Annotated in this window: 18 protein-coding genes and 1 tRNA gene; 15 read left to right on the top strand and 4 right to left on the bottom strand. The window is 32.7% G+C overall.

Translation table 11 applies throughout. From position 1 onward, the window contains the following. Positions 1–119 precede the first annotated feature (119 nt). From EIG86_RS12685 to odhB, 7 genes are all read left to right on the top strand, one after another. Positions 120–824 (top strand): hypothetical protein, encoded by a 705-nt coding sequence (locus tag EIG86_RS12685; protein WP_127846552.1) that lies wholly within the window; start codon positions 120–122, stop codon positions 822–824. A 143-nt stretch (positions 825–967) separates the two neighbouring features. Next, positions 968–1,723, top strand: coding sequence for a hypothetical protein (locus tag EIG86_RS12680; RefSeq protein WP_127846551.1), 756 nt, complete (start codon positions 968–970; stop codon positions 1,721–1,723). A 285-nt stretch (positions 1,724–2,008) separates the two neighbouring features. Next, positions 2,009–2,347, top strand: coding sequence for a low molecular weight phosphatase family protein (locus tag EIG86_RS12675; protein WP_127846550.1), 339 nt, complete (start codon positions 2,009–2,011; stop codon positions 2,345–2,347). 136 nt (positions 2,348–2,483) lie between these two features. Then, a complete protein-coding gene (locus tag EIG86_RS12670; protein WP_127846549.1) occupies positions 2,484–2,912 on the top strand; it encodes a hypothetical protein in 429 nt (142 codons plus the stop codon). 129 nt (positions 2,913–3,041) lie between these two features. After that, the gene (locus EIG86_RS12665; RefSeq protein ID WP_127846548.1) at positions 3,042–4,499 is read left to right on the top strand and encodes a hypothetical protein; all 1,458 of its coding nucleotides are present in this window, start codon (positions 3,042–3,044) and stop codon (positions 4,497–4,499) included. A gap of 478 nt (positions 4,500–4,977) precedes the next feature. Next, complete coding sequence (locus EIG86_RS12660) at positions 4,978–7,779, top strand: 2-oxoglutarate dehydrogenase E1 component (protein WP_127846547.1); 2,802 nt, start codon at positions 4,978–4,980, stop codon at positions 7,777–7,779. Positions 7,780–7,810: 31 nt separating this feature from the next. Continuing rightward, positions 7,811–9,097 carry a 2-oxoglutarate dehydrogenase complex dihydrolipoyllysine-residue succinyltransferase gene (odhB, locus tag EIG86_RS12655; RefSeq protein ID WP_127846546.1) on the top strand — a complete coding sequence of 429 codons (1,287 nt, stop codon included), beginning with the start codon at positions 7,811–7,813 and terminating at the stop codon, positions 9,095–9,097. Between the two features lie 68 nt (positions 9,098–9,165). Here the strand turns inward: odhB and EIG86_RS12650 are convergent, their stop codons facing one another. Then, positions 9,166–9,603, bottom strand: coding sequence for a retropepsin-like aspartic protease (locus EIG86_RS12650; RefSeq protein ID WP_127846545.1), 438 nt, complete (start codon positions 9,601–9,603; stop codon positions 9,166–9,168). A gap of 50 nt (positions 9,604–9,653) precedes the next feature. On the opposite strand from EIG86_RS12650, the gene EIG86_RS12645 reads away from it, so the two are divergent. From EIG86_RS12645 to EIG86_RS12610, 8 genes are all read left to right on the top strand, one after another. After that, a complete protein-coding gene (locus EIG86_RS12645; protein WP_127846544.1) occupies positions 9,654–10,421 on the top strand; it encodes a TatD family hydrolase in 768 nt (255 codons plus the stop codon). A 1-nt stretch (position 10,422) separates the two neighbouring features. Next, positions 10,423–11,454 carry an asparaginase gene (locus tag EIG86_RS12640; protein WP_127846543.1) on the top strand — a complete coding sequence of 344 codons (1,032 nt, stop codon included), beginning with the start codon at positions 10,423–10,425 and terminating at the stop codon, positions 11,452–11,454. Positions 11,455–11,531: 77 nt separating this feature from the next. Further along, positions 11,532–11,621 (top strand) — tRNA-Ser (locus tag EIG86_RS12635). 66 nt (positions 11,622–11,687) lie between these two features. After that, entirely contained in the window at positions 11,688–12,476 is a 789-nt protein-coding gene (locus EIG86_RS12630; protein ID WP_127846542.1) for a MotA/TolQ/ExbB proton channel family protein, read from the top strand. Positions 12,477–12,541: 65 nt separating this feature from the next. Further along, positions 12,542–12,916, top strand: a complete 375-nt coding sequence (locus tag EIG86_RS12625; protein ID WP_240032222.1) for a hypothetical protein — start codon at positions 12,542–12,544, stop codon at positions 12,914–12,916. A gap of 4 nt (positions 12,917–12,920) precedes the next feature. Next, positions 12,921–13,532 carry an ExbD/TolR family protein gene (locus EIG86_RS12620; RefSeq protein WP_127846540.1) on the top strand — a complete coding sequence of 204 codons (612 nt, stop codon included), beginning with the start codon at positions 12,921–12,923 and terminating at the stop codon, positions 13,530–13,532. 19 nt (positions 13,533–13,551) lie between these two features. Then, positions 13,552–14,034, top strand: coding sequence for an ExbD/TolR family protein (locus EIG86_RS12615; RefSeq protein WP_127846539.1), 483 nt, complete (start codon positions 13,552–13,554; stop codon positions 14,032–14,034). Positions 14,035–14,140: 106 nt separating this feature from the next. Next, positions 14,141–14,851 (top strand): porin family protein, encoded by a 711-nt coding sequence (locus tag EIG86_RS12610; protein WP_127846538.1) that lies wholly within the window; start codon positions 14,141–14,143, stop codon positions 14,849–14,851. On the opposite strand, the gene EIG86_RS12605 is transcribed toward EIG86_RS12610, so the two are convergent. The 3 genes from EIG86_RS12605 to EIG86_RS12595 all read right to left on the bottom strand — a co-directional run bounded on the left by EIG86_RS12605 (position 14,846) and on the right by EIG86_RS12595 (position 17,838). Next, on the bottom strand, positions 14,846–15,454 hold the full coding sequence (locus EIG86_RS12605) for a hypothetical protein (protein WP_127846537.1): 609 nt from the start codon (positions 15,452–15,454) through the stop codon (positions 14,846–14,848). The two genes, EIG86_RS12610 and EIG86_RS12605, sit on opposite strands and share 6 nt — an antisense overlap. Further along, the gene (gene rpoN / locus EIG86_RS12600) at positions 15,454–16,902 is read right to left on the bottom strand and encodes an RNA polymerase factor sigma-54 (RefSeq protein WP_127846536.1); all 1,449 of its coding nucleotides are present in this window, start codon (positions 16,900–16,902) and stop codon (positions 15,454–15,456) included. Before rpoN ends, EIG86_RS12605 begins: the two co-directional genes overlap by 1 nt. A 72-nt stretch (positions 16,903–16,974) precedes the next feature. After that, positions 16,975–17,838: an RluA family pseudouridine synthase gene (locus EIG86_RS12595; RefSeq protein ID WP_127846535.1), complete on the bottom strand. Its 864-nt coding sequence runs from the start codon at positions 17,836–17,838 to the stop codon at positions 16,975–16,977. Positions 17,839–17,841 lie beyond the last annotated feature (3 nt).

The following is a 17,841-nucleotide window of genomic DNA, read 5'->3' as shown; positions in this document are numbered from 1 at the left end:
CAAGCTTGTTTGGAGATGATCAAAAGCAACCAACACTCAAGAAACTGTTCAAATACCACAGCTCAAAAATGGAAAACATTCTAGCTCAAGTGACTTTGAAAAATGATTAACTTTGAACAATGAAAAAACATAAACTAAAGTTAGATTGGATTTTTCTATTCAGTTTAACAATCTTCCTTTTTTCTTGTGGAACTGCTGTGAAATTACTTGTAGGTCTTCCAAATTTAAAGGTGTATTCTCAAGAAGAAATAAACCGTAATATTTCCTTACTTCCTAAGGAAGAAAATGTTTTCGATGCACAATTAGATAAAGATTTAGAGTCAAGTGAAATAAAAAACTTCATATACATGTCAATACCATACAGATCTTATATATATAATTCTGACGACTTACTTTTATGTTATAATGGTGAAACATTTTGTACTATTGATCAATTGAATGATATAAAAGATTCAACAATAAATGAAAATTATCAAATTTGTAGTGAAAATAATGTTGATACCGACATTGATAGTTATTTAGGCAGTTTTGACGATATCTTGAGTAAGACCAATATAAGCAATGATTTAAAATTTGATGCTTATGATCATAAAGTTATAGTCTTTATGAATACTGATATCGCAAAAGATGAAATTATAGATGACTGGAATTATATCTACAATTCTTTGAATAATAATTCAAATTTTGTTTTTATCAGAGTTTGGACTGATTTAAATGAAAACTGGGGATTAAAAGAAAATGGAAAAGCAAGATTTAAGGTAAGAAGAGTTAAAGAATCTAAAGGAGAATATGAAATAACATTGCCAAAACTACCTTATAAATAAAGTACAAACATGGTATAAGACTTCATAATTCTCTTCGCGGAATTTCTGGAATTTAAGATATTAAATTAAAGAGAAAATCACTAATTTTCAAGCCTCTAATCGATGTGCAGGAACGCTTAACCAATTTGAAAAACTAATGAACTATGGAAAACAGAATTCCTAGGAGGAAAATATTTAAGGACAAAACATTTTGGGTTGGAACATTTTTAGGAGGTCCTTTAGTTGCTGGATATTTACTTTCAGAAAACTTTAAAACACTAGGCCAACCTGAAAAAGTAAAACCTACATGGATAATTACGATTATTGCGACAATTGTAATCTTTAGTGGAATTTTTTTAATACCAGAAAACATAAATTTACCTAATCAAATTATACCCATTGCTTATTCTATAATTGCTTATGGGTTGTTTAAAAAATATCAAGAAGAAAAATCAAATGAATACATAAACTCTGGAGGATTGATTCATAGTTGGTGGAGAGTGATTGCAATTGCAATAATCGGACTTATGATTACAATAGTACCTGTTTTTGCTATCGTTTATGCTTCAGATACGATTGAACAAGCAAGTATATCAACTAAAACTTATGGATTGGATTTGAAACACGAAATTGCTTTTAATGAAAAAAATATATCTGAACAAGAGATTGATAAGATTGCTGAAGGTTTTAGAGAAACTGGATTTTTTGACTCATCGGTAGCGAAATATGTTTATGCTGATAAAAATGAAGATAAATATGAGATTTCAATATCTGTTATTGAGGGAATTGCAAATGATAAAAATGCCCTTCAACCCTTTGTTGAGTTGAGAAGTCAAATGGATGATTTTTTTCCTAATAACATTATTGAATTTAAACTAACAGTAGATTATTTAGATAACGTCGTTAAGGTTTTGAAATAAAACTGGCTACATCACCTTAAAATTAATTGTATTTTCTAAATCAGGTGCTTAAAAATTGTAATTGATTTTATATAAAAAGCGGTTTGTAAAGTTCGAGAAGAGAAAAAATTTTCAAACAATAAAAAGTCATTTCTAAGCTGTGTTTTGACAATTCAGAATATTTAATTCTGGAAATAAATTTGACTAAAGAAGGAATCGAAATATTGAAACAAAAAACAATTAAATTAATGCCAACTTCAAACTATATTTGGCTGAAGAAAGCTTTAAATTTATAAAACAGTTCTAATGAATATCCTTTTTGTTTGTAGTCGAAATAAAAGAAGAAGCAGAACGGCTGAAAAAATATTCTCCAATGACCAAAGAGTTTATGTGAAATCAGCTGGATTTAGCAGTAAAAGTCCTGTGAAAATTTCTGAAAAGTTAATTAATTGGGCTGATTTGATACTTTTAATGGAATATGAACATTCAAAAAGACTTTTGGAATTATATAGAGAGATTTATATTCCGAAAACCGAAGTATTAGAAATTGAAGATAGATTTGAATATATGGATGATGAATTAATCGAAATCCTAACTGAAAAAATAGATGATATAATAAAAACTAGTTACAGCAATGACTATTAATAATTTCTTTTTCTCGATTACTACTGAAAATTATTGCTGATTTTCAACTCCATATTTGCCTTCAGTGTTAAGTTATAAATCAATTACAAATAATAAAAATCACGCAGGCAATAACCTAATCTAACAAGAATAATAAATGAGTCATCCAAAAGTAAAAAAAATAAATCGAAACATTGATTTGATTACTATTGGAATAATTATTTCGATTGCAATTCCATTTCTCTTCGTAAGTGATTTTATAAGTAAATCATTTGAAAAAGATGAATTGCTTACCCAGCATATTGAGTATTTTGAAGAATTAAGATCTATCAAAAATGAATTAGAAAATAATTTATCGTTATCAGACTCGTTGTATGCTCAAAAAGTTAAAGAAGTGGGGTTGAATAAAATTAAGTCAATAGAATTCAAACTAGAAATGACGAAATCAAAGCATCAATATACTTCACTTAAAGATGATTTTTACGAATTGATTATGATTGCTATTGCAAGTTCAATTTTAAATAAAATTCTAAGAAATAAAAAAAAGGACTTGAGAAAAACTAAGCATAACAAAGCGTCTATTTAATGACTAATATCTAGTTGAAAATGATAGTTTTTTTATAAAAATATAGTTAAGCCCAAAGCGTAATATTTACTAAGTTTGCCAACTACATGCGAAACACTGGTGTTGCATCTTAATTAAAACCATATGATAATGACTAGGAAAATATTGATTTTAATTTTAATACTTTTTTCAATTTCAACAACTGCTCAAGAAGAAGTCTTAAGTTTTACAGAAGATGACGATACTAGCTCCAAAAGGAGTAAAGATGGATATTCGTTTTCCAATACTAGCAACGGAGATTTAGCAATAGTTTTTATGGATAGAAAAAACGTATTTGCAAATTTGTTTGATAGTAACTTCAAAAAAATAGCAAGTATAAATGGCAAAGCTTTAAAAAGAAAATATAAAAATCTTTTGGGATATCGCATTAATGAAAACAAATACGAGCTTTTGGCAGCCAACAATTCATTGAATAAATTTGTTGTTCAAGTGCTTGACTTTGGTACAGGTAAAACAGCAATTAAAAAAATGAAAATCGATCTTGGAAAAGAAGAATTCATTGAAGTTTTACATTATAAGAATGACTTATTGGTAATTACAGCCACTAAAGAAAATCAATTTGTGTTAAGAAAGCTGTCTGATGATTTTAATTTTAAAGAATTAAAAAGGTTTGACATTGTTGCTGAAGAACGTGACCAAAAATTATTGAAAAGTGGTTTTTTTACTATGGGTCTTTTCGGTGGCGCAACTTCAAATGTAACTAAAGTAGACAATAGAGTGCCGAATGCTATTGAGCAAACCGCAAAAGCCAATAAACTATACCAATCAGATAATAAAATTTATCTTACTATAGAAAATGAAGATGAATTAGTTACTACTCTTCACATCATTGATTTAGAATCACTCACTTTGTCGACTAAGATTTATCCTTATCCTAAAGGAAATATAGATGACTTTAAAGCTTATAATTCTTTCATTTTAGAAGACAAATTATTACAAATGGGAAGTAGTCCAGAGGAAATGAAATTAGTTGTCAAAAATTTTGATAACACTATTATAAAAGAGTTTTATTTAGAGAAAGGTGTCCCAATTGCTATCAAAAATTCTCCTATTATTCAAGAAGGAAGAACGATGTTACCTTTTCAAAACAGGCGAGAAATGGAAAAGACTTCCAAGTTTTTACGCAAAGTTTCCTCAGGAAATCTTGGTGTTACGGCATATCGAAAAGATGATAATTATTCTTTTACAATTGGTGGATTTAAAAATGTTAGCAATGCAGGCGGTGGAATGATGATGATGCCTGGAAATTTTGCTGGTTCTACACCAATAACTACTTCTGCAGGAACAGTTTTTATCCCTACTTATAACCCTATATTAACTTCTTTCAATGTTTACTCTTCCACAAAATCTACTTATTTCAATACAACTTTAGATCAAGATTTTAATTACATCAAAAAGGAAGAAGAATCAAATATATTTGACATAATTGAAGACTTTAAAAATGAAATAAGGTACAACACTGCAGACGATTACTTCTTTCATAACGGAGAACTTCATTTTGGCTACTACAATACCAAAACAAAATCCTATCACTTATATAAAATGTAAATACTTTTGTTCAAAAAACTATAATTTATTGCCTATGAATTCCTAATCGAAATTCGATACAATTAGCAATATTCAGGTTTTGGTATAAAAATAACTAACTGACTTTTATTCTAAATCTTCATCAAAAATGAATGGGATTTTCCCTATAAGTTCTGAATTTGATATTGAACACTTTTATTTTAGTGAATTAGAAAAAGAAAAAGTATTAATCGGAATAAAATAACAGCAGAAATACTACCTATTTCGCATTGTGGAGTTGCTAAATTGAAAATTTAAAATTAAAAAAATCGCTAAGTTTTCTAGCCAAAAGCCATGTGTGCGAACAATTTTAATGTAAACTTAATCAATACTTCATTTATATTAATTTTCTAATCTGTATGGTTTTTATACAAATGAAATGATAAAATTATTCCAAATGAAGACTTATTTGGATAGAAATTGTAATTTTGTCTAACACATTACAAGATGTAATTTCAATATGGACAAATATTCATTTTTAAACGCAATACACCCTTCGTATTTAGCTAATCTTTATGACCGATATCTTCAAAATCCAGATGCCTTAGAGCCAAGTTGGCGTGCCTTTTTTCAAGGCTTCGACTTTGCTTTAGAAAATGGTGATTTTGGTGAAGACAGTAAAACCGTCACGATAAAAGATGCTGAAACAAAGGAAAAGCAACAAGTTGAAGTTCCAGAAAATGTCCAAAAAGAATTTCAAGTTATCAACTTGATTGATGGTTACAGACATCGTGGACACCTTTTTACCAAAACAAATCCTGTTAGAGAGCGCAGAAAATATTCCCCAAAACTTGATATCGAAAACTTCGGTTTGTCAGAATCTGATTTGGATTCGGAATTTGAAGCCGGTGAAATTATTGGAATTGGTAAAACTACACTTCGTAATATTATTGATTTTCTTGAGCAAGTATTTTGCGATTCAATAGGAGTGGAGTATGCTTATATCAGAAAGCCTGAAGAAGTTAAATGGATTCAGGAAAAAATTTATCATAACAAAAATCAACCTGATTTTTCTAAAGACGAAAAAAGAAATATTTTAAGACGATTGAATGAAGCCGTGACTTTTGAGTCTTTTCTTCATAAAAGTTACGTTGGCCAGAAGCGTTTTTCTTTAGAAGGAAACGAATCTTTAATTCCAGCTTTGGATGCTTTAATAGAAAACGCTGCTAATCTCGGTGTTAAAGAATTTGTTCTGGGGATGGCACATCGTGGACGCTTGAACACATTGGTAAATATTTTTGGCAAAAGTGCTAAAGATATTTTCAATGAATTTGAAGGTAAAGATTATGATATAGAAGGCTTTGATGGTGATGTGAAATATCACTTGGGTTGGACTTCTAAAAGAACTACCGACACCGGTAAAGAAATCAATTTGAACATGGCACCGAATCCATCTCACCTGGAAACAGTAGGTCCGGTTGTTCAAGGTATCGCAAGAGCAAAACAAGACGATCACCATCTTGGCGAAGAGCAAAATGTATTGCCAATCGTTCTTCATGGAGACGCCGCAATTTCAGGACAAGGTATTGTCTACGAAACCGTTCAAATGTCTCAATTAGACGGATATAAAACCAATGGAACCATTCATATTGTGGTCAATAATCAAATTGGTTTTACAACAAATTATACAGACGGAAGATCATCGACTTATTGTACCGATATCGCCAAAGTCACCCTTTCACCAGTTCTGCATGTCAATGCAGACGATGCTGAAGCTGTGGTTCATGCTATGACTTTTGCTTTGGAGTACAGAATGAAATTTGGTAGAGATGTGTTTATAGATCTTTTAGGCTACAGGAAATATGGTCATAACGAAGGTGATGAGCCAAGATTTACTCAACCTAAACTTTATAAAGCTATTGCTGAGCATGACAATCCAAGAGATATTTATGCAAAACAGCTTAAGGAAGAAGGCACTATAGATGACGATTTTCTTGATAAATTAGAAAAAAATGTCAAAGCAAAACTTGAAGAAGATTTTGCTGATGCTAAAAAAGAAGAAAAAACTGTTGTTACTCCAATTTTACAAGAGGAATGGCAAGGTTATGTTTACGGCGATAAAAATGACATGTTGGCCGAAGTCGATACGACATTCGATTTAGAAAAACTCGGCGAACTTGCGGAAGCAATCACCACTTTGCCTGATGACAAAAATTATATGCGTAAAGTGAGTAAACTCATGAAGACGCGTCACAAAATGTTCTTCGAGAAGAATAAATTAGACTGGGCGATGGGTGAGTTGTTAGCTTACGCAACTTTACTTAAAGAAGGTCACGATGTACGTATTTCGGGACAAGATAGTGAACGGGGAACTTTTTCACACAGGCACGCAGTCATCAAAACTGAAAAGAGTGAAGAAGAAGTTGTGCCGCACAACAATCTAGGTGGAGATCAGGGAAAATTTTATATATATAATTCTCTACTTTCAGAATACGCAGTCGTAGGTTTCGATTACGGTTATGCAATGGCAAGTCCAAGTACTTTGTCAATTTGGGAAGCACAGTTTGGTGACTTCAGCAATGGTGCACAAATTATGATCGACCAATACATTTCTTCTGCTGAAGATAAATGGAAAACCCAAAGCGGTTTTATAATGCTATTGCCTCATGGTTATGAAGGTCAAGGCTCCGAGCATTCTTCAGCTAGAATGGAACGTTACCTACAGCTCTGTGCGAAAGATAATATGTATGTTGCCAACTGTACAACTCCAGCTAACTTTTTTCATTTATTGAGAAGACAATTGAAGGTGAAATTTAGAAAACCACTGATTGTGTTCACCCCCAAAAGTTTATTAAGGCATTCTGAAGTGATTTCTACCAAAGAGGACTTGGCAGAAGGTAGTTTTCAAACGCTTATCGATGACGATTCAGCAAAGGTGAAAGATGTTAAAACCTTGGTGTTTTGTTCAGGTAAATTTTACTATGACTTGAAAAAGAGAAGAGAAGAAGAAGACAGAAATGATGTGGCTTTAGTCCGGTTGGAACAACTCTTTCCACTACCAAAAGAAGCATTGGATAAAACCATTAAAAAATATAAAAATGCCAAAGACGTAGTTTGGGCACAAGAAGAACCGAGAAATATGGGTGCTTACACACACTTAATGCTGCATTATGGCAAAGCTAAGGATTTTAGGGTTTGTAGTAGAAGATTTTACGGATCACCAGCGGCAGGAAGCGCAGCAAGATTCAAAAAAAGACACAATGAAGTAATCGATTATGTTTTTGATGATTCAAAAGATAATTGTAAACAAGATTATAAATAATTAAAAATTAAGTTCTGAAATACAATATATTATGGCTTTAGAAATGAAAGTCCCTTCACCGGGCGAGTCAATTAGCGAAGTGGAAATCGCAGAATGGTTAGTCCAAGATGGCGACTACGTTGAAAAAGATCAACCAGTTGCAGAAGTCGACAGTGATAAAGCGACGCTCGAATTGCCAGCAGAAGCAGCAGGAGTTATTACCCTAAAGGCAGAAGTAGGGGACGTCGTAGAAGTTGGAGAAGTGGTTTGTTTAATAGACACTGATGCTGAAAAACCTTCTGAAGACGACGAGAAGTCTAAAGAAGGCAAAGACAAGGATTCAAAAGAATCTAAAGACGATAAATCTTCTAAGTCTGAAGGGGAAAGTAAAGACACCTCTGAATCTGAAGAGAAAGATAAAGAAGAAAAATTATCGGAGGATAAAAAGGAAACTTACGCTTCAGGAACGCCATCTCCAGCAGCTAAAAAAACTTTAGATGAAAAAAATATCGATCCTAAAGATGTAAAGGGAACCGGTAGAGATGGTAGAATTACTAAAGAAGATGCTAAGAAAGCTGAAGGAAAACCTTCAATGGGATCTCCAGGTTCTGGAAAACGAAGCGAAAGCAAAAAGAAAATGTCTATGCTGCGCAGAAAAGTTGCAGAAAGACTAGTTAGTGTTAAAAATGAAACGGCAATGTTGACTACTTTCAACGAAGTTAATATGAAGCCGATTTTTGATTTAAGATCTCAATATAAAGAGAAGTTTAAAGAAACTCATGGGGTAAGTTTAGGCTTCATGTCATTCTTTACACTTGCGGTAGTTCGTGCTTTGGATGAGTTCCCAGCAGTCAACAGTATGATTGACGGCAAGGAAATGATTACTTACGATTATAAAGATATTAGTATTGCAGTATCTGGCCCAAAAGGCTTGATGGTTCCTGTAATGAGAAATGTAGAAAATATGAGTTTCAGGGCTGTAGAGCAGGAAGTAAAACGATTGGCAACCAAAGCAAGAGACGGTAAAATAACAGTTGATGAAATGACTGGTGGAACATTTACCATTTCCAATGGTGGTGTATTTGGGTCTATGATGTCTACTCCAATTATCAACCCGCCGCAAAGTGGAATTTTAGGAATGCACAACATTGTTGAGCGTCCAATGGCGGTTGATGGAAAAGTTGAAATTTTACCGATGATGTACGTCGCATTATCTTATGACCATAGAATTATTGATGGTCGCGAATCTGTTGGATTCTTAGTTGCAATAAAAGAAGCACTAGAAGATCCAAAAAAACTATTAATGGACGGCAATGTTGAAAAAGCCTTAGAATTGTAGTTAGCAATTCAGATTGAATAAAAAACCCATTTTTCTATATAGAAAAATGGGTTTTTTATTGAAAAAAATTATTTTAGAAAGAGTCGACTTGTTTTGTAGTCAATGATTGCTTTTCCTTTTTTCAATAAGTCAGAACCGATTATGCCATGAACTTGTTCAGCATCATGATCGCTCAAAGCTTGATTTACATGAGACAAATCGAATAAAATAAGATCTATTTTCTTCTTTTTCCAACTACCAATTTGAACGATATTATTGGTTGAATTTTTAGTTAGCATATTTGTTGCACCAGCTCCAGCTGCTTTGATTTTGCTATCTTCAGAAAATAATTTAAAATGTTCTGTAAACGAAAAATCAATACAAGAACTTGAAGCGCCAGTATCTACAATAAAACTACCTTCTATACCGTTTATTTTTGCCTTGCATTCAAAATGATTGGTTGAAATTGTATTCATTTTCAGGTTAATATAATCTTTGCTTTTTAAAAACTTTTTCAAACTTGACATTTAATGTTTTTTTGACAAATATAAAGTTTCAATTTAAATAAATTCGCAGCATGATTTTAACAGACACACACACGCATTTATACTCTGAAGCTTTTGATGAAGATAGAGATGAAGTTATTCAAAATGCTATAGAATCTGGAGTTTTGCGCTTCTTCATTCCAGCCATAGATTCTGAAACTACCGAAGCCATGTATCAGTTAGAGCAAAATTATCCAGAACATATGTTTTTGATGATGGGACTTCATCCGACCTCTGTCAACGAGAATTACAAATCCGAGTTGGCTCATGTAGAGCAGGCTCTTAAAACACGAAAGTTTTATGCGATTGGCGAAATCGGAATCGATTTGCACTGGGATGATCAATTTTTAGAAGCGCAAAAAGAAGCATTTAAATTTCAAATTCAACTTGCTAAAAAATATAAACTTCCGATTGTTATTCACTGTAGAAAAGCTTTTGATGAGGTTTTTGAAGTTTTAGAAAGTGAACGAAGCCCAGATTTATTCGGGATTTTTCATTGTTTTACGGGAACAAAAGCTCAGGCAGAGCAGGCTATAGATTTAAATATGAAACTTGGTATAGGTGGTGTGGTTACTTTCAAAAATGGTAAAATTGATCAATTTCTAAATGAAATAAATCCATCACATATAGTTTTAGAAACCGATGCGCCGTATCTTGCACCAAAACCTTTTCGAGGAAAGCGTAATGAAAGTGCTTATGTGCTTAAAGTTGCTGAAAAATTAGCTGAAATTTACAATAAAAGTGTAATAGAAATCGCTGAGATAACTACAAAAAATTCTAAAGAAATTTTCGGGATTTAGTATGAAAAAAGAAATTTCAAATATTTTGTTGATTTATACTGGAGGCACAATCGGGATGATTAAAGACCCTGAAAGTGGAACTCTAAAGGCGTTCAACTTTAATGAATTGCTTTCGAATATACCAGAATTGAAGCTTCTTGACCATAATATTAGTACAACAAGTTTTGAAGAACCGATAGATTCTTCGGATATGAATATCCAACATTACATTAATTTGGTAGAAATCATAGAAAATAATTATGAAGAATATGATGGATTTGTAGTTTTACATGGCAGCGACACCATGTCTTACACCGCCTCTGTGATTTCTTTTATGTTTGAAAACTTGACAAAGCCAATTATTTTTACCGGTTCACAATTGCCAATTGGCGATTTAAGAACCGACGCCAAAGAAAATTTAATTACAAGCATTCAATTGGCAGGTTTCAAAAGAAATCACCATCCATTAATTCAGGAAGTCGGCTTGTATTTTGAATACAAATTGTATCGAGCCAACAGAACTACCAAAATTAATTCTGAGCATTTTGAAGCCTTTGAATCACTAAACTTCCCGCCACTAGCAGAATCAGGTGTGAATTTAAAAATAAATGAGACTAATTTATTAAAATCCAATCGCCGTAAAAAGGTTATTGTTCATAAAGAATTGTCGGATGATATCCTAATCGTAAAAATATTTCCAGGAATCAACCGAAGTACTTTGGAACAATTGTTGGGGATTAAAAATCTGAGAGGAATTATTTTAGAAACTTTTGGTAGTGGAAACACCAAAACTGACGATTGGTTTATTGATTTACTTAAAGAAACCATAAATAGAGGCGTGCATATTATCAATGTTACACAATGCATCGGTGGGTCGGTTGAGATGGGAAAATATGCCACAAGTGAAAAGCTGAAAGAAATTGGTGTAATTAGCGGTAAGGACATCACCACAGAGGCTGCAGTAGGCAAAATGATGTATTTGCTAGCCAAGAATTTAGGTCCTAATGTATTTAAAACTATTTTTGAAACATCACTGCGAGGAGAAATGAATTAAAAATTTACGTAGTTTTTTTCTTGTAGAATTATTTTTTTTTATTTATTTGCTAACTATTACGTTCATGGACATAATTTAGAGAGGTGACCGAGCGGTCGAAGGTGCACGCCTGGAAAGCGTGTGTTCCGATTGTATCGGAACCGAGGGTTCGAATCCCTTCCTCTCTGCTGAAGACAAAGACAAACTATTAAAACTCAATTTAACACTAATTATTAATTCTAAGACAAACAACAATGAAAAGATTATTTTCAATTTTAGCCATTTTAGCCATTATGGTTGTTGGTAATTCAACTTTGAACGCTGCCAATTCAACCGACATGTTTACAGAAACAAGCGTGAACTTTGTACAAGATGATGAAGCTGGAGCAGATGTTCAAGCTGATGATTCTCAGGGTTTTCATCAAGAACTTAAGAAAAGATTTATAGAAGGCGGTCCTAGTTTTATGGGGATTGTTCTTTTGTGTCTTATTTTAGGTTTAGCTATTGCTTTCGAAAGAATTATTTATTTAAATCTAGCGACTACAAATACTAAAAAGTTATCTCAAAATGTAGAAGATGCTTTAAATAGTGGTGGAGTTGAAGCTGCTAAAGAAGTTTGTAGAAATACTAGCGGACCTGTGGCATCTATTTACTATCAGGGACTTGACAGAATGCATGAAGGTGTTGAAGCTTCAGAAAAAGCTGTCGTTGCTTACGGTGGTGTGCAAATGGGACAGTTAGAGAAAAACGTATCTTGGGTATCTTTATTCATCGCTTTAGCACCGATGCTTGGGTTTATGGGTACGGTTATCGGTATGATTAAAGCTTTCGATAAAATTGAAGCAGCAGGAGATATGCAGCCATCATTAGTAGCTGGAGGTATTAAAGTTGCCTTATTGACTACAGTATTCGGTTTGATAGTAGCAATTATTCTTCAGATTTTTTATAATTATATCGTTGCTAAAATTGATAGCATTGTAAACGATATGGAAGATGCTTCAATTACTCTAATCGATATGCTAGTTGCACATAAAAACAAATAAAAATTATGAATAAAATAGTTAATATACTCAAAATCATTTTTGGTGTTTTAGGTGCTATTCTCTTTGTGAGAATCCTCAATGCTGGAGATGATGCGATAGAAGCTGATGCAGCAATGCAATCAAGTGTTCTGAATCCATTCATGTGGGTCTCTTACATTATCTTGGCAGTCACAATTCTTATAGTGCTTTTCTTTTCAATAAAAGAAATCTTTACGGGAAATGTAAAGAAAACATTACTTTCTCTTGGAAGTTTTGTTCTTATAATTGTTATTTCTTACGCAGTTTCTAGTGGTGTGGAAACACCAATGAGAGACGGAGAAGTGCTATCAGAAAGTGGATCAAGATGGGTGAGTGCAGGCTTAACGATGTTTTATATTTTAGCGGCACTTGCAATAATTGCAATGTTGTTGTCTAGTGTAAGAAAAATTTTAACACGATAATATTATGGCAAGAAGAGCAGCACCAGAAGTAAATGCAGGATCTATGGCGGATATTGCCTTTCTTTTGCTTATCTTTTTCTTGGTCACCACAACTATAGAAACAGATAGCGGAATTACAAGGAAATTGCCTCCAATAGATGATACGGATCAAAAACCACCACCATTGAAGGAACGAAATATTTTTATCGTTTTAATCAATGCTAACGGTGAGTTACTTGTTGAAGACGAAGAAATGGAACTCGGCGAATTGAGACAGGCTGCGGTAGAATTTTTAGATAATGGAGGAGGAGAAGGAGATGAGGCTTGTAGCTATTGTAAAGGTGCTGCAGATCCAGCATCTTCTGACAATCCTATCAAAGCAGTGATTTCTTTGCAGAATGACAGAGCAACCCAATATGGTAAATATATTGCCGTCCAAAATGAATTGGTTGCAGCGTATAATCAGTTAAGAAATAGAGAGTCTAACAGGTTGTACCAAATGGATTTTACTGAAATGGAAGCAGCCTACAATGATCCTGATACTGAACCGAAAGATAAAGAATTGTTGAAGGAGCGCATCGGAAGAATAAAGGAAATGTATCCTCAAAAACTTTCTGAAGCAGAACCAAAACGATAAATACAAAAATCTAGAAATTATGTCAAAATTTAAAAAGAAAAGTGACGGCGGAACGCCAGCGATTTCTACGGCTTCACTTCCAGATATTGTATTTATGCTTTTATTCTTTTTCATGGTCGTAACTGTGATGAGAGATACTTCTTTGAAAGTCCAAAACGTTCTGCCATTTGCAGATCAAGTTGAAAAATTAGACAAGAAGAATTTGGTGATGTATATTTACGCAGGTAAACCGTCTCCAAGATATCAGCAAAAATACGGTACGGAAGCTCGCGTACAATTAAATGATAAATACGCAAATATCAATGATATTCAGCAATTCATTCGCGAAGAAAAACAATCTAAGCGTGAAGAGTTGAGAGATATGTTGACAACCGCTTTAAAAGTAGATAAAGAAACCAACATGGGATTGGTTTCAGATATCAAACAAGAGTTGAGAAAAGCTGAGGCTTTAAAAATCAATTACACAACGAAAGAAGGTGATGCTATGCTAAATCTAGAATAGTATACATTTTTTTAATTATTTTAAAAACATCTTCATTAATTTGAAGATGTTTTTTTATTAGAATGCATCTGATAAATTATATTTGATGACCTGAAATCTTTTTGTTATGAAGTCAATTTACTTTTATTTTTTATTTCTCTTTTTTGGAGCCAATCTTCTTGCACAAGAAGAAAGAGATGAATCTGAATGGTTGAAAAATAATGAACCTGATTCTCTATATCGTGAAGACCAGTTTTATATTGGAATCAGCTTTAATTTCTTGTCAGATTTGCCCGAAGATGTGAATCAATCTGGATTTTCTGGAGGTCTTAATTTTGGTTTTATTCGAGATATTCCTTTGAACGAGCAGCGTAACATTGCTATAGGTGTTGGTTTAGGTTTAAATCTTAATACATACGGTCAGAATCTAAAAATTAGTGAGGTTGATGGAAACTATCAATATCAACCGCTTACTGATGAATCCGAATATACAATCAATAGATTTAATATGAATATAGTTGAGGTTCCGATTGAATTTAGATGGCGAACTTCAACTTTAGAAAAAAACGCTTTTTGGCGTGTATATTTGGGAATGAATTTAGGTTATACTTTTAGGTTTAAATCTACTTTTGAAGCGCCAGATGAAAGTATTGAATTAACTAAACCCGACGAATTAGAGCGTTTTAGGACAAGTTTAAAGCTCACATTTGGATATGGTGTGATTAATTTTTTTGTGGATTACAGTTTGAATCCAGTGTTCGATGCAAACATTTTAAATTCAAATCAAAGTCTCGGAATCAATCCAATAAAGGCTGGATTGACATTTTATATCTTATAACCAATACTGAAAAAAATAAATCTGCGGAATTATACCTGCCAGAAAGCCAAATAAAACTTCACTCGCTGCATGAGCACCTAGTTTCAATCTAGCAGTAGAGACTAAGCCTATTGAAAAAATTAAGATAAAAATAAAGTTTTGAAGATTGATTTGAAACGATAAACTTAACCCTATTACAAAAACCAAAAGACTGCTAACGCCTAATGTGTGAAGGCTTATTCTAATTTTAAATAAGCTAAATAGAAGTGCTATAATTACAGAAAACAATATTCCTGAAAAGAAATAAAATAAAGTTCGATAATTGTAAACGTCAATAATTTTATTTAAAATGACGAGCGTTACTACAGCAAAAAACATGAGAAAAAAGCGGCGTTCTTTGGCGTTAGTCAACTGGTAATCTGATATGAAATTTAAGTTTTTGGAAATAAATAAAAACACAATTGGAATAAAAATACTTAAAATACTTACTGCCAAAAGTTTTGCATATGCAAGTTCTAAATCTATATAATTAGGTAGTGCAAAAAAATAAAATAAACACCCTATAATAGGCATCCAAATTGGATGAAAAACAATAGATAGTACTTTTGCAACTGACCTGTTCATCAAATTTCTTTTCTAAGTCTGGCAACAGGAATGTCTAACTGCTCACGATACTTAGCAACCGTCCTTCTCGCTATTGGATATCCTTTTTCTTTCAAAATTTCAGCTAATTTTGCATCTGTATGCGGTTTTTTCTTGTTTTCCTTTTCAACAGTAATTTCAAGAATTTTTTTGATTTCACGGGTTGAAACATCTTCACCTTCATCATTCTTCATAGATTCAGAGAAAAAACTTTTTATTAGAAATGTACCATAAGGTGTTTCAACATATTTGCTGTTTGCAACTCTGGAAACTGTACTGATGTCCATGTCAATTTTTTCAGCGATATCTTTTAGAATCATAGGTTTCAAGCTACGCTCATCTCCAGTTAGAAAATATTCTTTTTGGTGATTCATAATAGCGCTCATTGTAGAAAATAAGGTTTGTTGCCTTTGCTTAATTGCATCTATAAACCATTTCGCAGAATCCAATTTTTGCTTGATAAAAAATGCAGCTTCTTTTTGCTCTCTAGATCTATTTTTAGACTCTTTGTAGCCTTTTAGCATATTGGCATAATCACGCGAGATATGCATTTCTGGAGCGTTTCGACCATTCAGTGTCAATTCTAATTCACCGTTTTTTATTTTTATTGCAAAATCTGGTATTACATGTTCTACAATTCTACTATTGCCAGAAAATGAAGCGCCTGGTTTCGGATTTAGATGTTCAATTTCTTCGATAGCATCTTTCAGTTTGTCTTCTGAAATACTAAATTTTTGCAGTAATTTCTCGTAATGTTTTTTGCTAAATTTATCAAAAGCTTCGTCTATAATTCTATAAGCCAAATCCACAGACTCGTTTTTGTTTTTGCGCTCAAGTTGAATTAATAAGCACTCTCTCAAATCTCTAGCCCCAACTCCCGGTGGATCTAAAGTTTGAACAAGTTTAAGTACTTTCTCTACAGTAGTTTCATCTGTAATAATGTTTTGTGTAAACGCTAAATCGTCTACGATATCCATCATATTTCTTCGAATGTAGCCACTATCATCTACACTGCCGACCAAAAAAAATGCAATATCTTCCTGATTGTCTTTAAAATTGAAGGTTTGTAGCTGATCTTTTAGAAATTGTGAAAACGATGTTCCAGATGCATATGGCACCTGCTTGTCTTCATCGTCTGCACTGTAATTGTTAGCTTTTAATTTATAACTTGGAATCTCGTCATCACTCAAATAATCGTCTACATCGAATTCAGTTTCAATAATATCGTGTTCTTCTTGCTGATCTTCATTGCTGAATTCATCTTGATAATCCTCTTCATCTTTGCCAGAATCTAATGCTGGATTTTCTTCAAATTCTTGTTTTACACGTTGTTCAAAAGCTTGTGTTGGCAATTGTATCAGCTTCATCAGCTGAATTTGCTGAGGTGATAATTTTTGAGATAATTTTAAATTTAGCCGCTGTTTAAGCATAAATCAGAAATGTTGTTAATTGCTAATATTAAATAATGAATATAAAATTGATAAATGCGAACCCTGAAAATATCAATTTCTATCTTCTATAAATTTAAGAAATCTTTTTGGAATATCGGTCTCAAAACTCATTTCAACTTCTTTTTTTGGATGAAGAAATTGTATGCCCACTGCATGAAGAAATAACTTTTTCTGTTTGTCATCTGTTAATCCATAAATTGAATCTCCTAAAATTGGATGCCCTGAATTTGAAAGATGAATTCTAATTTGATGTGTTCTGCCTGTCGATGGAAATAATTTCAAAAACGAATAATTTGCTACTCCTATATTATTTTTCTCTAAAACCTGAAATCTAGTTTTACTGTCTTTATTATCAATTTTGCTATCGAAAACACCTGCCGTTTCTTCAAAACTGCCATGAGCAATTGCTATGTAAGTTTTATGAATTGAATTGTTTTCAAATGAAACTGATAATAAGGTTTTCGCTGAATTTGTTTTGGCGACCAAAAGTAACCCAGAAGTTGGATTGTCTAATCGATGAACAGGCTGTGGGTAGGGCAAAAAATCTTTTTTTGTACTAGTTTTTAAATTAAAAGGCAATGCATTTTCAATGGTTTTAAAATAATTGCCATTCGTTGGAAATCCAACGGGTTTTTCTATAACAGCCAAATCTTCATCTTCATAAACAACATTCAGTTTTAAATTGAAAACTTTTCTCTCGGTATCAATTTGTCCTGCTTTCAATTCTATAAGTTGACCTTCCTGAATCCACGTAGAAGTTTCGGCAACTTCACCATCAATTAAAATAGATTTGCGTTTGATGGCTTTTTTTAAAGCACTTTTTGTTTGTAGCGCATCAAAAATACCAACACCGTATTCCTGCAATCTTATCTTTTCAGAAATTGCTTGAACACGGTGTTGTTCTGTAATTTTCAAAAC

The sequence above is a fragment of the Psychroflexus aestuariivivens genome (genome assembly GCF_004010055.1).
In the GTDB taxonomy this organism is placed as follows: domain Bacteria; phylum Bacteroidota; class Bacteroidia; order Flavobacteriales; family Flavobacteriaceae; genus Psychroflexus; species Psychroflexus aestuariivivens.
Note: the sequence above shows the minus strand (reverse complement) of the source record. Positions and strands in the feature narration are given on the sequence as shown.

What these genes read in the sequence shown, in the direction of transcription:
- rpoN (WP_127846536.1), bottom strand. Translation starts at nt 16,902, where the DNA reads ATGCTTAAACAGCGGCTAAATTTAAAATTATCTCAAAAATTATCACCT.
- EIG86_RS12610 (WP_127846538.1), top strand. Translation starts at nt 14,141, where the DNA reads ATGAAGTCAATTTACTTTTATTTTTTATTTCTCTTTTTTGGAGCCAAT.
- EIG86_RS12605 (WP_127846537.1), bottom strand. Translation starts at nt 15,454, where the DNA reads ATGAACAGGTCAGTTGCAAAAGTACTATCTATTGTTTTTCATCCAATT.
- EIG86_RS12645 (WP_127846544.1), top strand. Translation starts at nt 9,654, where the DNA reads ATGATTTTAACAGACACACACACGCATTTATACTCTGAAGCTTTTGAT.
- EIG86_RS12650 (WP_127846545.1), bottom strand. Translation starts at nt 9,603, where the DNA reads ATGTCAAGTTTGAAAAAGTTTTTAAAAAGCAAAGATTATATTAACCTG.
- EIG86_RS12670 (WP_127846549.1), top strand. Translation starts at nt 2,484, where the DNA reads ATGAGTCATCCAAAAGTAAAAAAAATAAATCGAAACATTGATTTGATT.
- EIG86_RS12630 (WP_127846542.1), top strand. Translation starts at nt 11,688, where the DNA reads ATGAAAAGATTATTTTCAATTTTAGCCATTTTAGCCATTATGGTTGTT.
- EIG86_RS12675 (WP_127846550.1), top strand. Translation starts at nt 2,009, where the DNA reads ATGAATATCCTTTTTGTTTGTAGTCGAAATAAAAGAAGAAGCAGAACG.
- EIG86_RS12640 (WP_127846543.1), top strand. Translation starts at nt 10,423, where the DNA reads ATGAAAAAAGAAATTTCAAATATTTTGTTGATTTATACTGGAGGCACA.
- odhB (WP_127846546.1), top strand. Translation starts at nt 7,811, where the DNA reads ATGGCTTTAGAAATGAAAGTCCCTTCACCGGGCGAGTCAATTAGCGAA.
- EIG86_RS12685 (WP_127846552.1), top strand. Translation starts at nt 120, where the DNA reads ATGAAAAAACATAAACTAAAGTTAGATTGGATTTTTCTATTCAGTTTA.
- EIG86_RS12665 (WP_127846548.1), top strand. Translation starts at nt 3,042, where the DNA reads ATGACTAGGAAAATATTGATTTTAATTTTAATACTTTTTTCAATTTCA.
- EIG86_RS12660 (WP_127846547.1), top strand. Translation starts at nt 4,978, where the DNA reads ATGGACAAATATTCATTTTTAAACGCAATACACCCTTCGTATTTAGCT.
- EIG86_RS12615 (WP_127846539.1), top strand. Translation starts at nt 13,552, where the DNA reads ATGTCAAAATTTAAAAAGAAAAGTGACGGCGGAACGCCAGCGATTTCT.
- EIG86_RS12680 (WP_127846551.1), top strand. Translation starts at nt 968, where the DNA reads ATGGAAAACAGAATTCCTAGGAGGAAAATATTTAAGGACAAAACATTT.
- EIG86_RS12620 (WP_127846540.1), top strand. Translation starts at nt 12,921, where the DNA reads ATGGCAAGAAGAGCAGCACCAGAAGTAAATGCAGGATCTATGGCGGAT.